Consider the following 22,197-nt stretch of genomic DNA (forward strand, 5'->3'; position numbering starts at 1 on the left):
TTAATTTTCTGTGAGAAAGTACTGGATGTTCAAGACCTGATCCAATTACTTCTTATTTTGAAAGCCTGATTAAATAGTTTTTTTGTTCTTTCCGGTTCTATTAGATCAGTATCAGTTCCCCTCATCGCTTGTTAAAGATCCATATCATTTGTCTACGCAATTGTCGAAACTTCAATCGGTTATTCTTATTTGAATAATATTTTTGTTAATATTGGTATTACAGTACTAATTATAAATTTTGATGCTCCGTAGTACCTTACTGTCGATCAGTATACTTCTTTTTTCATGGATTACTAGTTTTTGTTTCAGTCAAGAGCAAGGAACAGTCTATTCTTTTAAGAACATCACTTCCGATCAAGGATTGGTACATAACCATATCAATTGCAGCCTACGAGATCAATATAATTACATGTGGTTTGGAACGGAATCTGGACTTAGTCGATTTGATGGACTTCAATTTACAAATTTCCGGTATTCATCAAACAAAGGTTTTGGACTGAGCAGTAATCGTATATCGGCATTATTTGAAGGACCAGGGGAGCAAATTTGGATCCGTACCCATTCGAAAATGAATGTGTACGATCAAAAAAAAGGAGTAATCATTCAAAATATAGATTCCATTCTTCAGACATGGAATTTACCGATTGGAGATCCTCAACTTATCCGCCATTTTGAAGATGATGAATATGCTGTTTTGTACAGCGATAATTCATTCATGCTAACACATACGATTTCAAAAAAAACGAGAAAATTTTCACCACTTAAGAATCAAAAAATAGTCGATGTTGTAAATTATTCGAAGGAATCTTTTTGGATAATCTATGAAAACGGGTTGACACAGCTCGTACAAAAAAAGACCTGGAAGATTCTTAAACAATTTTCTTTACCCGCCAGCAAACAGCGCGTTACGTATGGTTTATTTATAGATCGCGAAGGAGATCTGTGGATTTATTCAAAAGATGTTCCAATCGGCGTATTTTGGGTCAAAGCTGGATCGGATGAGATCAGTCATATCAAAGAGCAACTTTCGAATGTATTTGTAGGCAGTATCGTTCAAGATGAACAAGGTTTGATTTGGTTAGCTACTGATCATGGTGGAATCAACGTCTTTAATAAAAAGACGCAATCACTTTTTGTGATCAATCACGAGGCGTATAATTTAAGAAGTTTACCCTATAATAGTATTACCTCCCTGTATAAAGATCAGAAAGGCATCATCTGGGTTGGGACATACAAGGGCGGCATCAGTTATTATCACCCAAACTTACTGCTTTTTCCGGTATACCAAAATTATGCAGGATACGCCAAAACATTGCCATTTGATGATGTCAACAGGTTTATTCAAGATCAAAATCATAATTTATGGATCGGTACAAATGGTGGCGGTCTCTTGCATTATAACTTTCAAGATAAAGTATATAAACAATATCTGCACAATCCAAATGATGCAACTTCTTTACCCAGTAACGTTGTCGTAAGTCTGCTTCTGGATCAAAAAAATATACTTTGGGTAGGTACTTACCACGGGGGATTGAGTCGTTTCGATGGTAAAAGTTTCAAAACATACAACAAGGGTACTGATCGATTACCAGACGATAGCGTCTGGGAAATATTTGAAGACTCAAGAGGTCGTTTCTGGGTTGGAACACTATCTGCTGGTTTATATTTGTTTAATAAGGATACGGAAACGTTTTCCACCTATCGCTCGGGTGAGGGAAAGACAATTTCCAGCACCTATGTATCTGTCTTATTTGAAGATTCAAAAAATAATATCTGGGTTGGAACTGCTACAGGCATCGAACTGATTCGGTCAAATGGAGAAATACATCAATTTAATGAAAAAGAAGGCAAGTTGCGTCTTTCCAATGATTTGATATATGATATTAAGGAAGATGAGCTGGGTCGCATTTGGGTGGCCACTCAAGAAGGAATTAATATCATTCAGGATGAAACGATCCAATTCCTCAATACGAGCGACGGTCTGATTGACAATGCCGTACTGGCATTAATCAAAGATAATAAGGGCAATATGTGGGCCTCAACAGCAAAAGGATTATCTGAAATTGTTCCCAATCAAAATGCTAAGCAATTTGTCATTCGTAACTTCACCAAAGAACAGGGACTACAAAGCAATGTCTTTAATGAAAATTCAGCTTTAAAGATGGATAACGGACAGCTTATATTTGGAGGCCCCAATGGTTATAATATTATTGATCCAAATCAAATTTTGGGATCAAAAGAAAATATAACACCTGTTCTATCCAATATCTATCTCTTTAATCGTAAAATCAATGTTGGTGAACGTGTAAACGGCAAGGTTATTTATAATGAGGCACTGACCAATGTGAAGAAATTAGAACTGCCATATGACCAAAATGCGATCTCCTTGGAACTATCCTCATTTAATTATTTGCAGCAGGATAATCGGATCTACCAGTATCAGTTGGATGGACTCAGCGAGGAATGGTTTGATTTTGAAACGGGAACAATGAAGGCCAATTTTACGAATCTTGATTCCAAAACATACCGATTTTACATCCGACATTCAGTCGATAATGAAAGCTGGTCTGAAAAAACATTATTATTAACCCTCGTGATTGAGCCTCCTTTTTGGAGGAGCAATTGGGCATTAATGCTTTACGTGCTGATTTCTATTTCCTGTATCTACCTGTGGCAAGCTTGGGTAAAACTGCGGACAAAGACACGAAATCAACTGATAATGGTCAAAGAACAGGCGTTGCAAGCAAAAGAACTCGAAGAGTTGAAGACACGCTTTTTTACTAACGTAAGCCACGAGTTCAGAACGCCGATCAGTTTAATTTTAACCCCATCAGAGCAGCTTCTAAAAGAAGAAACAGATCTGCATAAAAAAGAAAATTTAAGGCTAATCAATAAAAATGCATCTCGTCTATTGATTTTGGTCAATCAATTGCTAGATTTTCGAAAACTGGAAAAAAACCAGCTTAGCCGTATGGATGAATATGGCGATTTAATTCTTTTCTGTAAAGAGCAGATTGAGCCCTTTTTCCAATTGGCCGAAGTCAATTCGCTCTGCATCGAGGTAATATATAACCGCGATCATTATCTCGGTAATTTTGACAAAGGAAAATTGGAAAGTATCCTATTCAATCTATTGTCCAATGCCATTAAGTTCAGCAGATCGGGAGGTACAATACATATCACGAGCACAATTAAGGAACAAAGCGATGACCTCGATATATGGCGATTAGAGATTAAAGACCAAAGTCCCGGGATACCGGAAGAATATCAAAATCGGATATTTGACCGTTATTTTCAATATGATATCAACAGTGGCCGTTTAAATCAAGGTACAGGTATTGGATTAGCCATTGTGAAAGAATATGTCGAGTTTCTCAATGGAAATATTTCCGTTCAGAGCAAAGTCGGAGAAGGATCATGTTTTGTGGTTGAAATACCGATTGAAGCGATTTCGGAAACATCAGTACGCCCAGAGAAACAAATCAACAAGAGAAATCAGATTTTGCTGATTGAAGATCATGTGGAGTTTTTAGAATATTTGAAAAGAAATTTAAACGATGAATACTTAGTTGATGGTGTCTGTACCGTACAGGAAGCAAAAGACCATCTGACAAAAAAGGAGTATGATTTAGTGATTGCCGATATTCAGCTTGCTGGTGAAAGCGGTATCGATTTTTGTACGTATCTAAAATCATCAGAACGTTACCGACATATTCCTGTCATTATGGTAACCGCTGTGCTGGATCAAAAAATACAGCTGCAGGCACTTCGTGCAGGGGCTTCAGATTATATTCTAAAACCATTTAATTTTGAATTGCTGAAATCTAAAATCGCCAGTGTTCTGGATCAAAAATCATCCCTGGTTAAAAAATACAAAAAGCAAATCGCAATCGAACTCAACCAGCCAGAGGTTGAGTCTGCCGACGAGAAGTTCATCCGCGAATTCATTCTTGAAGTCGAACGAGATTTGTCAGACTCGACCTTGTCGGTTGAAATATTAGCCGGAAACATGCACATGACCCGGGTGGGACTTTATAAAAAGATATTAGCCATTACCGGATATTCACCAACAGAATACATCAGGCATATCCGTTTAAAAAGAGCGATGCATCTGATACAACATTCCAGTTTATCGCTTTCCGAGATTGCGTATGAAGTTGGTTTTAGTAATCCCAAGCAATTTACGAAATACTTTAAAGGCACTTTTGGATTTTTACCATCCTATTATCGTAAAAGTCTGTAAATTAAATTATTGTGGTTTATTAGGGATCTTTATAGATCTCAGCAGTTAACATTAGATACCCTAATTGTTAACATAACACCCCCTTCTGGAAATAACTACTGCGCTATATTTGATCCTACCAATTCAAACGGTAAAAGGGAAATAACCAAAATTAAACCAGTAATTATTTATATATGCAAAACCTAAAGTTTGCTCTGAGCGGTATTATGCTTTTTGCACTTGTCCATCATGGAAATGCGCAAGTGAATAAATCCAATTTTATAAAAACCCAATCAGGTGTCAAGGTCAGTTTCAAAGGATCTGAAAGTGCCATTGATCAAGATGTTTATCTGGATGTGATCACGGATAAAATCATTCGCGTCACCGCACTTCCTTATGGCAATCCATTTCCATCACAAGCAAGTTTAGTGGTCGTAGACTCTTTACAGCGTCAGCTTAAATCCTTTCATGTACAACCAACAGATTCGACGATAAACTTAACAACATCGGATCTTATCGCTAAGGTTTCTTTGGTGAGCGGGAAAGTTGAATTCTTTGATTCATCAGGTAAGAGAATTTTGAGTGAATCAAAAAGAAATGCAGATGCATTCATTCCCGATAGTTATGCTGGCGATGCATTTTATCGACTAAATCAAGATTTTATTGTAGACACCGCTGAGGGTATATTTGGACTTGGGCAGCATCAAAACGCGATTATGAACTACAATCGCGGTAAACAGGTGACTTTGTTGCAATATAACACCGAAATCGGAATTCCTTTTTTAGTTTCGACAAACAATTATGGGCTTTTATGGCACAACTATTCCATCACCAAGGCTGGAGATACACGCGCTTTTCTGCCCCTCAATGCGTTTAAATTAACTTCTAAAGAGGGCGAGCAAGGTTGGTTGACAGCAACCTATGTGAATAAGCATAAAGATGACGAAGTTTTCCTGTCACGTCCCGAATCAATCATTGAATATAGTTATCTGACTGATCAGCATAAGTTTCCGAAAGATGTCAAACTCGTAGACAGTAAAGTTATCTACGAAGGCCGTATATCTTCTCCCTATTCAGGAAAACATGTGCTCCATTTTAAATACTCGGGTTACATGAAAGTGTGGATTGATGGCCATTTGGTTGCTGATCGGTGGAGACAATCCTGGAATGCAGGAACCTTTGAAATTGAACAACAATTTAAACGGGATGAGGATCATGATATCCGTATAGAATGGTTGCCAGATGGGGGAGAATCTTATTTTACATTCAATTGGCAAAGCCCTATTCCAGAGCAGCGTAAAAATATGTTTTCTTTTAACTCTGAAGCCGGTGATGCGATTGATTATTACTTTGTACATGGTCAATCGATGGATGAAGTCGTTTCTGGATATCGCCACGTGTCAGGAAAAGCACCAATTATGCCTTTATGGAGTTTTGGTTACTGGCAAAGTCGCGAACGGTATAAAACGCAAGCGGAGATTGAAAGTGTCGCAACAGAATTTCGAAACCGAAAAATTCCCATTGACAATATCGTACAAGATTGGTCATACTGGTCAGAGCCCGACTGGGGAAGCCAGCAGTTTGATAAGGCGCGATTCCCTGATCCAGCAGGGATGATCAAAAAATTACATGATCAAAATTATAAGTTGATGATTTCGGCATGGCCCAAGATCAATGAACAATCTACCGTCTACAAACAGTTCAGCGACAATAAATGGATTTACACCAGAAATATTTATGATGGACGGAAAGACTGGATCGGAAAAGGATATACATCGACTTTTTATGATCCCTTCAACAAAGGAGCACGCGATGCGTTTTGGCAATTATTAGACAAAAATCTTTTTCAAATTGGCGTCGATGCCTGGTGGATGGATGCCAGTGAACCTGATATACATTCAAACATCGATCTGAACGAACGCAAATCTGTCTTTCAGCCCAATATCGGATCATCAGTCCGCTATTACAATGCATTCCCACTTCAAAATGCAAAAGGAATCTATGAGGGACAGCGCGAAACAGATCCCAATAAACGTGTATTTATTTTAACACGTTCCTATTTTGCGGGCCAGCAACGCTATGCCGCGGCAGCGTGGAGTGGCGATATTGCTTCAAGATGGCATGATATGAAGGATCAGATTGCTGCTGGAATCAATTTTTCAATGTCAGGTACGCCTTACTGGACGATGGATGCCGGTGGCTTTTTAGTAGAGAATAGATTTCATAAGCCCAATCCTGCAGATCAGGAAGAATGGCGCGAAATGAATTCCAGATGGTATCAGTATGGAACGTTCCTACCTATATTCCGCGCCCATGGTCAATTTCCATTTCGCGAACCTTTTCATATAGCGCCAGAAGATCACCCTGCATATAAAAGCATGGTGTATTACATCAATCTGCGCTATAAACTTCTGGCTTACAATTACAGTATAGCCGCAAAGACATTTTTTGAAGACTACTCGATGATTCGTGGATTGGCAATGGACTTTCCAAAAGATCAGAAGGGGTTTAATATTAATGACCAGTACCTCTGGGGACCATCCTTATTGATCAGCCCAGTGACAGAAATGGGAGCCACTTCGAGAGTCATTCATTTACCCGAAGGAAGAGATTGGTACAATTTCTATACGGGCAAAATGAGTCAGGGAGGACAAGATATCACAGCAGAAGCTGCTTATGAGCGAATGCCCGTATTTGTAAAAGCAGGATCAATAATGCCAGTAGGCAGAACTATTCAATACACCACTGAGCAAAAACAAGATCTGCTCAACCTGTATGTTTACGATGGATCCGATGGTCAATTTACGCTCTATGAAGATGAAGGAAGCAACTATAATTACGAGAAAGGACAATACAGCCGTATCGACATGACCTATGACAACAAGACGAAAACACTCGTGCTAGCTGACCGTGTTGGTACGTTTGATGGTATGCTAAAGGATCGAAAATTCAATATCGTTTTTGTTGATCCTGCTCACGGCGCCGGTATCGATATCAAAGCAAAAAAATCAAAGATGATTTCTTATTCCGGAAAAACACTACAGGTTAAACTAAAATAAATACAACCGATTTTAAATTTAAATTATATGATAAGTAAGCAATTGTTTAAAAAGGGAATTGCCGTCGTCGTCATGACGGGCATGACCTCAGTTGTCTGTGCACAATCCTTTTCGGGATCCGTAGTTTCTGCTGATTCCAACTTGCCAATCGGGGGCGCAAGTATTAAAGTGAAAAATCAGGCAACCTCAACAAGTAGTAATGAATCTGGGAAATTTTCCATACCTGCAGCAAAAGGAACGATCTTGGTCATTTCCTATGTCGGTTATAAAACAGAAGAAATTGCTGCCTCAGGTACAGATCTGGTCATTCGTCTACAACCACTGGTATCCGATCTGGATGAGGTGGTTGTCATTGGCTATGGTGTACAAAAAAAGAAATTAAATACAGGAGCAAATCTTAAAGTAGAAGGCGAAGATCTGCAAAAACGTAATCAGCTCAATCCGCTACAGGCACTTCAAGGACAGGCACCAGGTGTATCCATCACATCGACCTCAGGGCAACCGGGAGCAGATATGAAAGTTGTCGTTCGCGGTTTAGGTACGATAGGCAACTCCGGACCATTATATGTGATCGATGGTGTGCCTGGAGGAGATATATCGGTATTAAATGCGGCAGATATTCAGTCGATAGATGTCTTAAAAGATGCCGCTTCTGCAGCAATTTACGGGTCTCAGGCTGCAAATGGAGTTGTTTTAGTGACCACAAAAATGGGTTCCTCCGGTAAAAGTATCTTGTCATTTGATGGCTTTACCGGAATTCAGAATGTAGCCCGAAAAGCAAAACTATTGAATGCCGACCAGTATAAAGTCATTATGAATGAGCAGTCGCTTAATTCAGGGGCATCCGTGATTAATTTTGATGGTATGGAAGGTTTAGCCAATACCAGTTGGTTGGACCACATGTTTAAAGACAATGCCCGAATGGATAACTATAATATTGGATTAACCGGTGGATCGGAAAAGTCAACCTATGCGATGTCCTTAAATTATGTTGCGCAAGAAGGGATTGTTGGGGGCAAGGATGTTTCCAACTATGAACGCTATGGCTTTCGCAGTAATTCGGAACATAAATTATTGAATAACTTTCTAAAAATAGGACAGCATCTCAATTTCAACTACATAAAAAATAGAGGTGTGAGTGTTGGCGACCAGTACAGCAATACGTTACGGGGTGCATTTAGCACATCGCCATTGTCTCCCGTCTATTCGGACAACGGCCTGTTCGGAAGTCCATTTAACGATACCTCCAATTCGCCTTGGTACAACGGAGACGGTAATCCCTATGGTAGTATGATGACCAATTCCAATAATAGCAATGATGGTCAGAAATTGCTGGCCGATGTTTTTGCTGAAATTGAACCAATCAAGGGTTTGAAAGTCAGGTCGCTGTTGGGATTTAATTATTATGCATCCGAATATAGAAGCTTTACGCCCATGTACCGCTTTTCAATTTACACCTACAACGAAGATCATACGACAACTTCTCAGAACATGAGCAAAGGTCATACGCTGACCTGGACCAATACAGCATCCTATGATTTTAATATCAATAGCGATCATCGGTTTTCAGCTATGGTGGGTATGGAATCATTGCGTTATCAAGGAACATATCTATCTGCTTCCAATTGGAATCTATTATCGCAGTTCAATGATTTTTCGCATGCTTACTTGGATAATACCACAGGTCAGGCGCACTTAGATGAGAAAGGTAATGTTGTAGAAACCCGGACAGTGGCTGGTAAACCGGAGAATATTACCCGCAGGGTATCTTATTTTGGACGTATGGGTTATAATTACAAAGAGAAGTATCTTTTAAATGCAACCCTAAGAGCCGATGCCTCATCCAAATTCTCCAAAGACAACCGTTGGGGTTATTTTCCTTCGGTATCTGCCGGATGGGTGATCTCTTCTGAAGATTTTTTTCAAGACAACTTAAGTGCGATAAACTTTTTTAAACTTCGAGCATCCTGGGGTCAGGTGGGTAACCAAGATATCGATGATTTTCAATATGCTTCGCCGATAAGTACTTCAACAGGTATCACTTCTGGCAACCCCGGAGCGCACTATGTATTTGGAACAAGCAATAACAATATCGCTGGAGCTTATCCAAGCCGGTTATCTAATCCATACCTGACATGGGAAACTTCCGAGCAGACCAATATTGGTATAGACGCCAAATTTAGCAATAATCGTTTGGACATTGTTACCGATTTCTATATAAAAACTACCAAAGACTGGTTGGTTACGGCGCCCGTACTGGCCACAACAGGTACAAGACCGCCATTTATCAATGGTGGAGACGTCAAGAATACAGGGGTTGAACTTGCAGTCAATTGGTCTGACCGCGTCAATGAACTGAAATATAACTTTGGTGTCAATGGTGCTTATAACAAAAATAAAGTTGGTCAGATTCCGACTGAAGACGGTATTATTCATGGTCGAACAGCTATGCTTTATGACAACTCGGAAGAGTTTTATCGTGCCGAAAACGGTCAGCCGATTGGATATTTTTGGGGATATAAAACCGATGGCTTATTTCAAAACCAAGCCGAAATTGATGCATGGAGAGATGCCGGAAAGGGTGTTCTACAGGCAGACGTACGACCAGGCGATGTCAGGTATGTAGACCAAAATGGCGATGGTGTTATAAATGCAACCGATAAAGTAAATCTCGGTGTAGGTATGCCAAGTTTTACCTATGGATTTAATCTAGGATTAGATTATAAAGGAATTGATTTTTCAATACAGGCCTATGGATCAGTAGGAAACAAGATCGTACAGTCCTACCGTAACCATGCGAACAAACAAGGAAACTACACCACACGGATCTTGGACAGATGGACTGGTGAAGGCACTTCCAATACCATACCGAGGGTTACCGAAACAAATGTCAACTGGCAATTCTCCGATCTCTACCTGCAAGATGGCGATTTTCTGCGCATCAGTAACATTACATTGGGTTATGATCTATCCAAAGTTCTCCGCTGGAAATTCACCAATCAGATCCGCTTCTACGTACAGGGTCAAAATCTATTTACCTTCACCAAATACGACGGTATGGATCCCGAAATCGGTTACGGCACAGATGGTTGGGTCTCAGGTATAGACTTAGGTTATTATCCACGACCTAAAAGTGTCTTGTTCGGTCTAAACGTTAAATTTTAAACACTAAAAATCATGAATAAATCTCATTTCATATACAGTTCTTTTTTAATGTCGGCCTTACTGTTCAACTCTTGTTCATCCAGTTTTCTCGATGTCGAGCCGATGACAAGTGTTTTAGAAAGTAATTTCTATAAAACAGTAGCCGATGCAGATATGGCCTTAGTGGGTTGTTACGATGGTTATCAGCGTACTGTGTCCAATGGTAGCCAGTCCTTTTATTTAACAGCTGAGGTTGCCGCAGACCAGTGTTTTGGCGGTACAGGTACGACAGATGGGCGTGCATTTCAGGCGATCGATCGGTTTGATATTTCAGAATCCTCTTCAGATAACAATATTTTTGATGGTACCTGGTCAGATTATTATGCCGGTATTTTCAGAACGAATACCCTTTTGGGTAAATTGGACGGGACAGACTTTGCTAATCAAACCGCTGCTAGAGCAAGGATTGAAGGGGAAACAAAATTTTTACGGGCCTTGATGTATTTTGATCTGGTACGTTTATTTGAAAAAATCCCTTTGCTAACGAGTGCTACTAATGAAAATATACCCCAAGCAGATCCTAAGGATGTATACAAACTGATCGTCGAAGATCTTAAGTTTGCGGCAAGTCATATTCCTGCAGATGCCTATCCAAAATCGGCAGCAGGAACCAATGATGGTCGGGCAACACCTTTAGCGGCAAAAGCATTATTAGCACGTGTCTATTTATTTTATACCGGATACTATGGTACAGAAGATATAGGTGTCACTAAAGCCGAAGCACTCGCCGGATTAGAAGATGTGATCAGCAGTGGGCAGTTTGCCTTAATACAAGACTTCAATGCGCTATGGCCGGCAGCGAGTTATGTTCCCAACAAAACCAACAACTCGTTAGATATATCCAAGTATGCCGGAAAAGGGAATTCAGAAGTGGTGTTTGCGCAAAAGTTCAATAATACCTCCAACTATAATGGTTATGTTGATGGCAATCGCTGGATCGTTTTCTTAGGACTCAGAGGTAAAAGCTGGTCTCCGTATGGCCAAGGTTGGGGTGCCTGTACCGTTAGTAAAAACTTCTATAATAAATTTAGTAATAATGATACGCGAAAAGAAGCCTCTATCATTGACATCGATGGAGAGGGCATTACTAATTTTGATCTGAGAGATCAACGTGAATATACCGGATATACCGTAAAGAAATATGCGCCAACCGCTTTACCGGACGGAACGACCAATACGGGAGGAGAGAAAGATATGCAGCTTTCTCAAGATCAGGATTATTTTGTGATCCGTTATGCCGATGTATTACTGATGGCTGCAGAGCTGGGTTCGGGCAATGCTCAAAAATATTTTGATGATGTGCGAAAAAGAGCTTACAAAAGCAACTTCACAGCTACCGCTGTATCCAAGGCTGCTATTTTAAGAGAAAGAGAATTTGAGTTTGCATTCGAGGGAATTCGTTATTGGGACGTTTTAAGACAAGGATTAAATAATGCTGCGGGCATACTGGAAACTTCCGAGGATGTGCTCAGTGGTTCTGTTCCTGAAAAAGTAACCGTTAAAAAAGAGAACTTCTTAAAGACAAGAGGTTTTATGCAGATTCCTAATAAACAGATCACCCTATCGAATGGCGTGCTAAAACAAAATGACGGATGGAATTAGTAAAACCGATCGTTGTTTGCTTTGATAAAAATTGTACAAAGATGAAAAATATAGTAAAGTATAGCATCTATTTCTTTATTGGAATAGTTCTGTTTGGAGCCTGTACTCCTGAAAAATATGAATTAGGGGATATCGATATTGCACCGGCCCAGATCGTAGAGGGCGTATCCTATAAAATTGAACATGATGCTTCGAATCCCAATATTATTTATTTGACCAGTTTGGTGGATGCAAAATATACACCCTTGTGGGAGCATCCTCAGGGACGTAGCCAAGATAAAAAGGTTACTCTGAGAATTCCATTCCCTGGAGAATACAAAGTGAAGTTCGGCGTTGAAACCCGCGGTGGTATTGTATATGGAGAACCTGCTACTTTTAAGGTAGAGGATATGTATGCCGAGTTTATCAGTGACGAAACTTGGACACTGTTGGCAGGTGGGGCAGGAGAAGAGAAAACCTGGTATCTGGATCTCGATCAAAATGGACTGTCTAGAGTTTTTAAAGGGCCATTATATTTTTATGGAACAGGTGACTGGTGGGGCAATGTCAATCAGCAGGGAAAACCTCTTAATAGCGATTCTTGGCTTTGGGATCCCACCTGGAAAGAAAATACCTGGCTTATGCCAGCAGGTGATTATGGAGAAATGACTTTTAATTTAAAAGGAGGAGCCAATGTCATCGTTAACCACAATATGCTAGGTAGAAAGCAAAAAGGATCATTCATGATCGATACGGATAAGAAGACGATCCGTATGGTTGATGCAACACCCTTACATGGTAAACCTCAAGATGGTATCGTGGTCGATTGGGGGGATGTTCGCATTATGTCACTGAATGAAAATACTATGCAACTGGCTGTCTTACGAGATCCTGTTCTATCACAAGAAGGTGCCGCCATGTTGACGTATAATTTTATTAGTAAAGCTTATCGAGAAAGTTTGGAGTCGAGCGATTAAAAATGGGAGTTACGTATTTTAATTTTCCAAAACAACAGATACGGAAGCACGTAAATCAATATTATTTAATCGTGATAAGCTACAATTTGCTACTCATACGTGTAGCATTATTTTTCGATATCGAGAAAGATTGATTGCGGTAGTAATAGTTATTATAAATAGAAGGTCTAATGAGAATTAGACCTTTTATTTTGGCGTTCAGTTAATCCAGTAATTAAGAAATTTTTTCCATTAGTTCGAAAATGAAAACACTATCAATATTATCATTAGTATTGAGCTAGCTTACTATGGCTTTGATACCGCGCGATTAAAAATTGAAGTTCCTGAAAAAGTTACTCAGGGACATGCTGTTCCAGGTTTCGCGGTTATAACGCTTGTGGTCGATTCTGAAAGAAATGTTAAGAGCTCAGAGATGATCAGATTCAAATCTGTATGTACCGATGAACTTGATTTTTAATTAGGAAATAAGTTGACGCATAAAATTTAAAAAGAATTGATAAGAAGTTAGAAATTCAACTATCAATGAACAAGGACGGTAATAGTCTTTTAATTAATTTTGTTAATGGCGAGGTGAAATGGACTAATGTTTCAATAAAAGGAAATTCAAAAGAAGATCTTAATATTTTTTTCTCCTCTGGAAAAGATGTACTTAATCCTGATGGAAGTCTCTGATATGTTAATGGTCAAGTAAGTGAATCTAATTTGAAAAAAAAGCTGTAGAAGTTTAAAAGGTTGGTATGGTGACAGTAAAATTTTTAACAATACTGAAAATGAATAGAGGGAGTCAAATCATAACACTGTTAATTCTGACAATTAGTAATTTTTTTCACAGTTGTAATTCTTCAAATATAAGAGTAGTGAAGTTAAAGGATGTGAAAATGAAAAAATTAGAGGTTGTATATAAGTACTGTGAGACGAATTTTAATAATATATACTTGGTAAATAGATATTATGCATCGCAACAGGACACAACGGATATTGAAAAATACTTTCTTTCGGTCCAAAATGATACTACTTATATTGGTTTACAACTTAGAGATTCATTGTTTTTCTTACCTTATTTGCTTAGAAAATCAAATGATTACACTGTATTTGATTTAAATGTATTTTCAAGAAGTGATGAGATTATTTTAAATTCCTCTGGTAAATTAAGAAAAGTTCAAGAACAACAAGGCCTAGACATTTATCAAGGTTTTGATTTTGAAAATGTTTACAATGAAAATATTACATTAGCTTTTGACGAAGGTTATATTGTGAAATCAACAAGGACAAAATATTTTCAATTTGAAACAGATACTACATTTACAGAAAAGTCTAGTAAAATTAAGATTAAGAATTTAAAATATTTTAAATAATTACTACTTGTTTATACTTTTGATATAAGAAGTGATTTTTCAAATTAAGTGCGTGAATGTAAGTGAATTATTTGTAAAATATTATGATGAAAATATATTTTACCCAAATATATAGAAATTATAAAACGTTATTCTTTGTACAATTCATATTTATAATATTTATTCTAAATTTTCAAAATTTGCTTTAATTATATTATATTATAATAGCAACAATTTCAATATTTGCAATTTATAGGATTGAGTACTGTTGTGGTGGACTTTTATTTCATTTTATATAAATGAAAGTACGTAATTAACGAAGTAAGTATATGGAACAAAATTTATTAGAAAATTATATAAAGGAGATTAGAACTATTGATTTAGCTAAGGCAAATATTTTTTCTCTGCTCTTATTCATACCCATCATTTTAGTATATGGTCTTCCCTTTTATTTGATATGGGGTGAACTGGATTTTATTGGAGTATTTGTGAATAGTTTTAGAGAAAACCCCCTCTTTCCGATAGCTGTTGTAATCGTTCTACTTGCTGGAATAGTTGTACATGAATTAATTCACGGCGTTACTTTTGCTCTTTTCGCGAAGCATGGATTTAAATCCATAAAGTTTGGAATCTTATTAAAGATGTTAACACCCTATTGCCACTGCAAAGAACCTTTAAGAGTTAGACAGTATATAGTGGGAGCTATTATGCCAGCCATTATTTTAGGAGTACTCCCGGCCTTTATCGCAATTTTTACAGGTAATGTGTTCTTGTTAATCTTTGCTATATTTTTTACGGGAGCCGCAGCTGGTGATTTTATGATCATCCACCTGATATGGAAAGAAGATAAAGATACGATGGTCTTAGATCATCCCTCAGAAGCAGGTTGCTTTATTTTCAAGAAAATATAATCAATACCTTACCCTACGTTTGTCAGAATTTATAAAAATACGCCAGTACAAACACCTCCAATAGCTTTAGTGATAGGGAAAATATATCGGAAAGGGATACATGATATAATTTTTCTTGATAAGCTTCAGAACCATTTATATTTCTTTATTAATTCCTCTAAAACTTTTTAAATAATATTTCCAAAATAGACTAGGGATTGCCTCTCCTCGGGGAACCTACTTCTATATACCTGTGGATACAAAATTTGGTAAGGTAGATCATTCTTACCATTAGCTCCGTGCGACAGCACGAATGTTACTTTGGCACCATACCGTAAACCAGGCTCTTAGTAGCACACAAAATTTTATGAAGGTTGTCATTACACATTTTACTGTCTGTGTGCCTTTCCACTGTTTCGTGTTGTGTTTAACACTTTTGACGAGAATGGGAAAGGCCAGGCGTATATTTTTATAGCCATTATAGGTAACTTTATAGTAATGGTATTGGTAATGAACTAGTTATTGACCCATGATAGACGTTAAGATAAGTATCCTTACGGATGAAGAACTCCTTCATATGTTGCAGACCGGCAGCAATCAAGCGTTTACGGTATTGTACGATCGCTATTGGAAGAAACTGTATACAGCGGCGGCCAATAAGCTCAACAATCTAGAAGAAGCCGAAGACATTGTGCAACAGGTCTTTGTCAGCATCTGGAACCGGCGGGAGGAACTGGAGATCCATTCTTCTTTCAGTTCGTACTTAGCCGTTGCTGTCAAGTATCGGGTACTTAAGTGCCTCAATGCGCGGTATAAGCACAAGCATTTCAGTGATATCGCTGCTGAATCTGTACTCTCCGAGCTTTCGGACGATTCTACACAGCAGTGGCTCGAATTTCATGAAGTCAATCAAAGGCTCCAGTTTTTGGTTGAGGCGTTACCTGAGAAATGCCGCCTGGTCTATGAGATGAGCCGTCTAGAGGGGCGCAGCCATAAAGATATCGCATCCGCACTCGAACTGTCGGAGAAAACCATTGAGTACTATATCACCAAAGCGTTGAAATTTATCCGGACAGGATTAAAAACATTTTTTCTCACCCTATGATAGTAGAACAGAAGCTGTGTGCAGTAATGAAGAAGAAAAAATATATAAAAGAGCTTCAGGGAGGTGTAAAGCTTCGTCCGAAAGAAATTTTGATCCTTCGGTTAGGGAAAGCTTTCCGATTTGGAACCTTAAGTAAAGCCGTGCAACAAAATTGATATGGAAAATAAACGCATCGAGTATCTAGCTTATAAATGGTTGAACAATACGATCAGCCCCGAAGAGGGACTCGAGCTCAATCAATGGTATCGTCACGGATTAGACAATCCGGTCTTCATTGGAGCAAACTATGCGACCACGGAAGAAGAACTTCGTGACCGCATGTATCAAGTTATAGAAAAGAATATTAATCGAAAGAGGAGAAGCGGTCATTGGCTCCGTATGGTAGCTGCAGCATTTGTTGTTTTAAACATCGGAGTTGGTATCTATGTGTATAGCACTAAGGAACAAGACCAAGAATTAGTAATTACCAATAGCGGTACAGCAGATATTGCTCCGGGGGGAAATCAGGCAACCTTGATACTTTCCGATGGTAGACGTGTTCAATTGTCGGATGTCGCAGACAGTGGAAGACTCGCCCTTCAGGAAGGCGTAGTCATCTCCAAGACAACCGACGGACAATTGGTCTACCATGTCAGTAGTAGCGCAAAGGCTGATCCCAAGGGTGTCATTGCTTATAACACTATTGAGACACCTCAGGGCGGACAGTATCAAGTTGTATTGCCCGATGGCACCCGCGTTTGGCTCAATGCCGCTTCCTCCTTTCGTTATCCCACCAACTTTTCTGCTACAGGCCGTAGGACAGTACAGCTAAGTTATGGTGAGGCCTATTTTGAAGTCAGTCCAGACAAGGAGCATCCGTTTGTGCTGTCTTCGGGTCGGCAGCAGCTGGAGGTGCTGGGCACACATTTCAATGTCAGTGCCTATACCGAAGATGCTACGGTGAAAACTACACTGTTGGAAGGAAAGGTCAAATTGACCGACAGACTCTCCAAGGAAGAAGTTATGCTTCGGGCGGGACAGCAGGCACAGCTATCGGGTACGGGCATACAGGTCAAGAACTTGGATGAAGGCAATCAGCAGCTTTGGAAAGATGGTAAGTTTATTTTTAACAATGAACCCATGGTATCCGTTATGCAGCAGATATCCCGTTGGTATAAAGTCAATGTTGTGTTTCAGGATTCTGTACAAGATGTGCGGCTGAATGGATCAGTATCCCGGTTTGAACATTTGTCTACGCTGCTGAGCAAATTGGAGCAGACCGGTCTGGTCAGTTTTAAACGGGAGGGTAATAATTTAGTGGTCATGAAACCTTAAATAAGAAACGAGAACAGGAACGTGAATACTTTTGCTTATTTAAATAAGACCGTAGGAGGGAAACCTCTTACGGTTTTTAAAAACACAGTAAGCATTTTTATAGCGATGCCTTTCGATCAAAATACTGTTTGAGTGTAGCTTTGTAATGAAACCGTAGGTGCGCGAGGTGCTTACGGTTTTTTGATGGAGCGTTTATGGTTAGCAAAAGGACTTCAAGTTTGACGTTTATTTTAGCTAAACCGCTAGGGATGTTGCGGTTCAAAGGAACATATTATTAGGAAAGACCAATATAAGATCGCACATAGGTAGATTTTTGGTAGCCGCAAAGTATAATTGCTTTGCGGTTTTTTTTGTTAAAACATGAGTACACGTTCCGCTTCATATGAAACAAACATTTTTTTACTGGGATCTCTAGGGATGCCCTGTTTCAAAGGAACCTTTAAGTATAAACTTACATTAAGGATTCATTATGAAATTGACAACGTTTTTTTGTTTTTTACTATTTTTAACAACATCTGTACACGCGCAGGAAAAAGACAAATACGGCAGACCGCCACTTGTACCCGGTATCGCGGAACTCAAAATCGGTGATCAGGTGCCCGATATTCTGATCGACAATATTATCAATAATGACAAACGCTCGATACGCACTTCAGATTATAAGGATAAATTATTGGTGTTGGATTTTTGGGATATATATTGTGGTACCTGTATTGCGAGTATGCCCAAATTAGATTCCTTACAAAAGGTTTTTGGTGATCAAATCAAATTGCTATCTGTAACCTGGCAACCTGAAGAAATGATCACAAAATTTTTTAAAACCAATCGTTTTTTAACAGAACATAAGCCACCTGTTAATCGTGCATCCGTGGTTGATGACCGTGCACTTCGTACCTATTTTCGTTATGAAACCAATCCGCATGTGGTGTGGATCTATAAGGGAAAAGTAGTGGCTATCACTGGAGGAGAATATATTACTGCTGGAAATATTCAAACACTATTGCATGGTAAACAGGTAGATTGGATTTTAAAAACAGAACGGTTTGATACTACTATTCCATTTGTTACCGTAAATCCCTTATGGCAAGAAGGCGCTGATTCACCCGATTTTGGCTATTCGGTTTTGGCAGGACAGGCTACTTCCGTTCCTTCATTAGGTGGTATCAATTACATACAAGATAAGGTGCATAATCAAAGTCGCATAGCAATTTATAATCAATCCATTTTTGATACTTATCAGATGTTACTTTATAACACAAAGCCAGATGAGATTACCTATAGCTTGCATCCTGCTCGTGTAGCATTAGAGGTCAAGAATCCCTCTCGCTATTTGTATAAAGAGGAATACGGTGAACAAACCGATTGGAATAAAAAGAATCTATTAAACTATGAAATGGTAAAGTCTGGTACTGTTAAACAAACTGAAATGTCCAAATTAGCGTTAGAAGATTTGAATACCAGACTCAAGATCAATGGCCGTTATGAAATGCGTAAAGTGAAATGTTTGGTCTTTGTTAAAACCGATAAACCTATTATGGATACGCTCGCAGTAGAATCGGGAGGAAAACCTATTGAAGGATTAGTAATTATGCGCTTAGATATGACACATAAGTATCCACCTGCAATCAATGAAACTGGTTTCGATGGCGGATTACGCATGGAACCAGATGATGGAACCATAGCTGGTTTACGTAAAGAAATTCAACGTCATGGCTTGGATTTAATTGAGGCCGAGCGTGAAATTGAAGTTTTAGTGATCTCTGATGCGAAATAGTAGCTTTAAATAGCAGGACCAATAAAATGTAGATTTTTTATTTTTTACTAAGCCGCAAAGTAACATTGCTTTGCGGCTTTTTTTATAGCACATGAATAGATATTTATTGTTTTGCTTTATCTTATTCCAGGTATATTTCTTTAGTTATTCATTTGCACAAGATTTTGAACTACGGGGTCGTGTGCTGGATTCACTTCAAAGAGGAATTGCAGGTGTATCTGTTCGTGTTTATACTGATAATGATAGTTTGAGTAGCGGAACTGACAAGAATGGAAACTTTTCTTTTCGTTCACTTCAAAGAGGAAATTTGAGCCTTATTCTTAGTAGCCTTGGTTATGAAACTTACAAAAAGAAATTGAATTATATAGGTGAAGATGTTATTTATGAATTACCAGCTATTGTCCTACGTATCCAGTCTCAACGCTTGCAGGAAGTTGCGATCAAAGTACCTAGTCCTATTCGAATTTCAACAGATACGATCGAATTCACGGCATCAGCATATCAAGTCGGCGAACATGACCGCTTAGAAGATCTCTTACGCCAATTGCCGGGATTGCAGATTGATGCCACGGGCAATGTGACAGCGATGGGGGAGTCTATGTACAAGTTACGGGTTAATGGGAAAGATTTTTTTACCAATAATCTGAAAGATTTTTTGAAACAGCTTCCTGCTGGTATCGTTGCCAAATTGCAGGTTATCGATGACTATGGCGATCAGGCCAATTTTACGGGGATCAAAGTGGGGAAAACTCAGAAAATGCTTAACCTGGTCATTAAGGATGGACAAAGCAAAGGTGTTTTTGGCAGTAATGAAGTTTCAGCCAGTACGCAAGGATTATGGAGCGTGGGACTGCAAGGTAATGTCTGGCTGGATGTCCATCAGCTCAGTGCCTATGCAAATCAAAATAATAACCGAACAGCTGAGGGTAGGCAGCGCAGTACAAATGCCGGGACTAATTATCGGTATTCATCCGATCAGATCAATTACTATGGCAATTATGGGTATAACGCATTAAAAAGTACAGGCGAATCTGAAACTTATGTCGAAAGTGTGACCAGCCAGGGCACCTTGTTTAACCGTATGCAACAAAGCAATAGTAACGACAATCAAGGTCATCAAATACAGTTAAATTTGCAGTCCCGCAGAAAAAAAGATTTCCTGAGTTTGCAGGTGTCGGGACAAAAAAATACAGGTTCATCCGAAAATCACAATATTTCGAAACAGACGGGTGTGATTGTGCAGGATCTGGATCATACGATTCAGAGCGACTCTAAAAATAACACGGGAAATATTGCACTCTCCTGGAGCCGGAATATGAGCAAGCTGGGACGAAGCTTAAGCGCCAATTTATCTGGTTCTGCACAAGGAGTAACAGCGGAGAGCCATATTCAGGATCAGCTCCGTTTTTACGATCAGCATATAGGCAGTTTTTTGAAAGATTCGATCAATATGCGTTTGTTGCAGGAAAAGAAAGAGCTAACGAATCTGGGTTTCACTGCTAAATATGTAGAACCCTTAAATGATCATGCCACAGAGACAACCAAGCGCAGTATAGATCTGGGCTATAGCCTTTCTCTGCGTAATGATCAACAGCACAGAGAAACGCATGTTAAGCAAGAAGATTTATTAATGCGCATCGATTCACTGAGTAATAACTATAACAGCTTATTCAACACGCAGCAGCTGGATATGAGTTATCGTGTAGCATCGCCCAAATTGCAGTATAGTTTAGGTCTCAGTCTCCAGCCTGCTCTTATGCGGATGGATGAGCGAGTACAGCATAAAAAGGTGGACTATCCTATGTTCAGTATCTTACCTATAGCCAGTATGCGTTATTCCCCTTCGTTAAAAAACAGCATCCAGATCAATTATACAGGTACTGTTACCGCACCAGCTAGCGATCAATTGATGCCCATAAGAGATATGCGCAATCTCCAACAGATCACGGTAGGCAATCCCGATTTAAAACCCAGTAAAAATCATGGGCTAAGTGTCAACCTCGCTCAATTAGAGCCTGCAAAGGGTAAAACCTATAATCTTTCTTTTAATGGATCGTTGCTACAAGATCAAGTCACGACCAATATTTTACTTTTGCCCGATACTTTGGGGACATTGCGTCAAGAGATCCATTATGTCAATGTAGATGGATCATACAATTTGGGTGTAAACTACGACATGACGCTACCTTTTGCAAAATTCTATCAATTCCGCTGGGCAACACAAATGAGTACGAATCATACTGTGAACTATCTGGACGGTATAAAAGGAGCAAACAAAACGCTTTATTTCAGTCAGCACCTTTCGTTGTCATGCAATAAAGAAAAATTGCGAAGTACCTTAAATTTCAATTATTATGCGACTAAGAGTACTGCTGGAGTGAATTCAGTTTTGCAAAATCGTATCGCAACTTGGGAAATAAGTGGTCATGCGCGTTGGACGATTTTCCCTTGGTTGATTGCAGGAGGCGATGGCAGTTATCGGATCAACAGCGGGTATAGCATCCCGATCAAAAATCCAATTTTGGTCAATGCTTTTATGGAGCTTTATTTAACAAAGCGAAAAGAACTCAGTGTACAAGTGCAAGTTTATGACCTCTTGGATCAACAGCAAGCTGTCGCCCTGATGGTTAGCTCGAATGCTGTTACACAGCGCAGCTTTAACCGGATCGGACGTTATGCGCTACTGACAGTTAAGTACAACTTGTCGCGCTTTGGAGGAACGTAATAATATTTATGT

Annotated in this window: 12 protein-coding genes; all 12 read left to right on the plus strand. The window is 39.0% G+C overall.

What is annotated here, in order from left to right; translation table 11 throughout:
• The first annotated feature begins 241 nt into the window (after positions 1–241).
• The 12 genes from ACFS6I_RS13005 (at position 242) to ACFS6I_RS13060 (ending at position 22,185) form a co-directional block, all read left to right on the plus strand.
• Complete coding sequence (locus ACFS6I_RS13005; RefSeq protein WP_380921172.1) at positions 242–4,243, plus strand: hybrid sensor histidine kinase/response regulator; 4,002 nt, start codon at positions 242–244, stop codon at positions 4,241–4,243.
• A 173-nt stretch (positions 4,244–4,416) separates the two neighbouring features.
• A complete protein-coding gene (locus ACFS6I_RS13010; protein WP_380921174.1) occupies positions 4,417–7,281 on the plus strand; it encodes a glycoside hydrolase family 31 protein in 2,865 nt (954 codons plus the stop codon).
• Between the two features lie 27 nt (positions 7,282–7,308).
• Positions 7,309–10,446, plus strand: a complete 3,138-nt coding sequence (locus ACFS6I_RS13015; protein ID WP_380921176.1) for a SusC/RagA family TonB-linked outer membrane protein — start codon at positions 7,309–7,311, stop codon at positions 10,444–10,446.
• A gap of 12 nt (positions 10,447–10,458) precedes the next feature.
• Complete coding sequence (locus ACFS6I_RS13020) at positions 10,459–12,087, plus strand: RagB/SusD family nutrient uptake outer membrane protein (protein WP_380921178.1); 1,629 nt, start codon at positions 10,459–10,461, stop codon at positions 12,085–12,087.
• Between the two features lie 41 nt (positions 12,088–12,128).
• Complete coding sequence (locus ACFS6I_RS13025) at positions 12,129–13,043, plus strand: hypothetical protein (RefSeq protein ID WP_380921179.1); 915 nt, start codon at positions 12,129–12,131, stop codon at positions 13,041–13,043.
• A 522-nt stretch (positions 13,044–13,565) separates the two neighbouring features.
• Entirely contained in the window at positions 13,566–13,715 is a 150-nt protein-coding gene (locus ACFS6I_RS13030) for a hypothetical protein (RefSeq protein WP_380921181.1), read from the plus strand.
• 206 nt (positions 13,716–13,921) lie between these two features.
• Positions 13,922–14,398: a hypothetical protein gene (locus tag ACFS6I_RS13035; protein WP_380921183.1), complete on the plus strand. Its 477-nt coding sequence runs from the start codon at positions 13,922–13,924 to the stop codon at positions 14,396–14,398.
• 308 nt (positions 14,399–14,706) lie between these two features.
• Entirely contained in the window at positions 14,707–15,288 is a 582-nt protein-coding gene (locus ACFS6I_RS13040; RefSeq protein WP_380921185.1) for a DUF3267 domain-containing protein, read from the plus strand.
• Positions 15,289–15,796: 508 nt separating this feature from the next.
• Positions 15,797–16,372, plus strand: a complete 576-nt coding sequence (locus tag ACFS6I_RS13045) for an RNA polymerase sigma-70 factor (protein ID WP_380921187.1) — start codon at positions 15,797–15,799, stop codon at positions 16,370–16,372.
• 156 nt (positions 16,373–16,528) lie between these two features.
• Positions 16,529–17,686: a FecR family protein gene (locus ACFS6I_RS13050; protein ID WP_380921189.1), complete on the plus strand. Its 1,158-nt coding sequence runs from the start codon at positions 16,529–16,531 to the stop codon at positions 17,684–17,686.
• A 469-nt stretch (positions 17,687–18,155) separates the two neighbouring features.
• Positions 18,156–19,460: a TlpA family protein disulfide reductase gene (locus ACFS6I_RS13055; protein WP_380921191.1), complete on the plus strand. Its 1,305-nt coding sequence runs from the start codon at positions 18,156–18,158 to the stop codon at positions 19,458–19,460.
• A gap of 91 nt (positions 19,461–19,551) precedes the next feature.
• Complete coding sequence (locus ACFS6I_RS13060) at positions 19,552–22,185, plus strand: outer membrane beta-barrel protein (RefSeq protein ID WP_380921193.1); 2,634 nt, start codon at positions 19,552–19,554, stop codon at positions 22,183–22,185.
• The last annotated feature ends 12 nt before the right edge of the window (positions 22,186–22,197 follow it).

The organism is Sphingobacterium anhuiense (assembly GCF_042686355.1).
GTDB lineage: Bacteria > Bacteroidota > Bacteroidia > Sphingobacteriales > Sphingobacteriaceae > Sphingobacterium > Sphingobacterium anhuiense.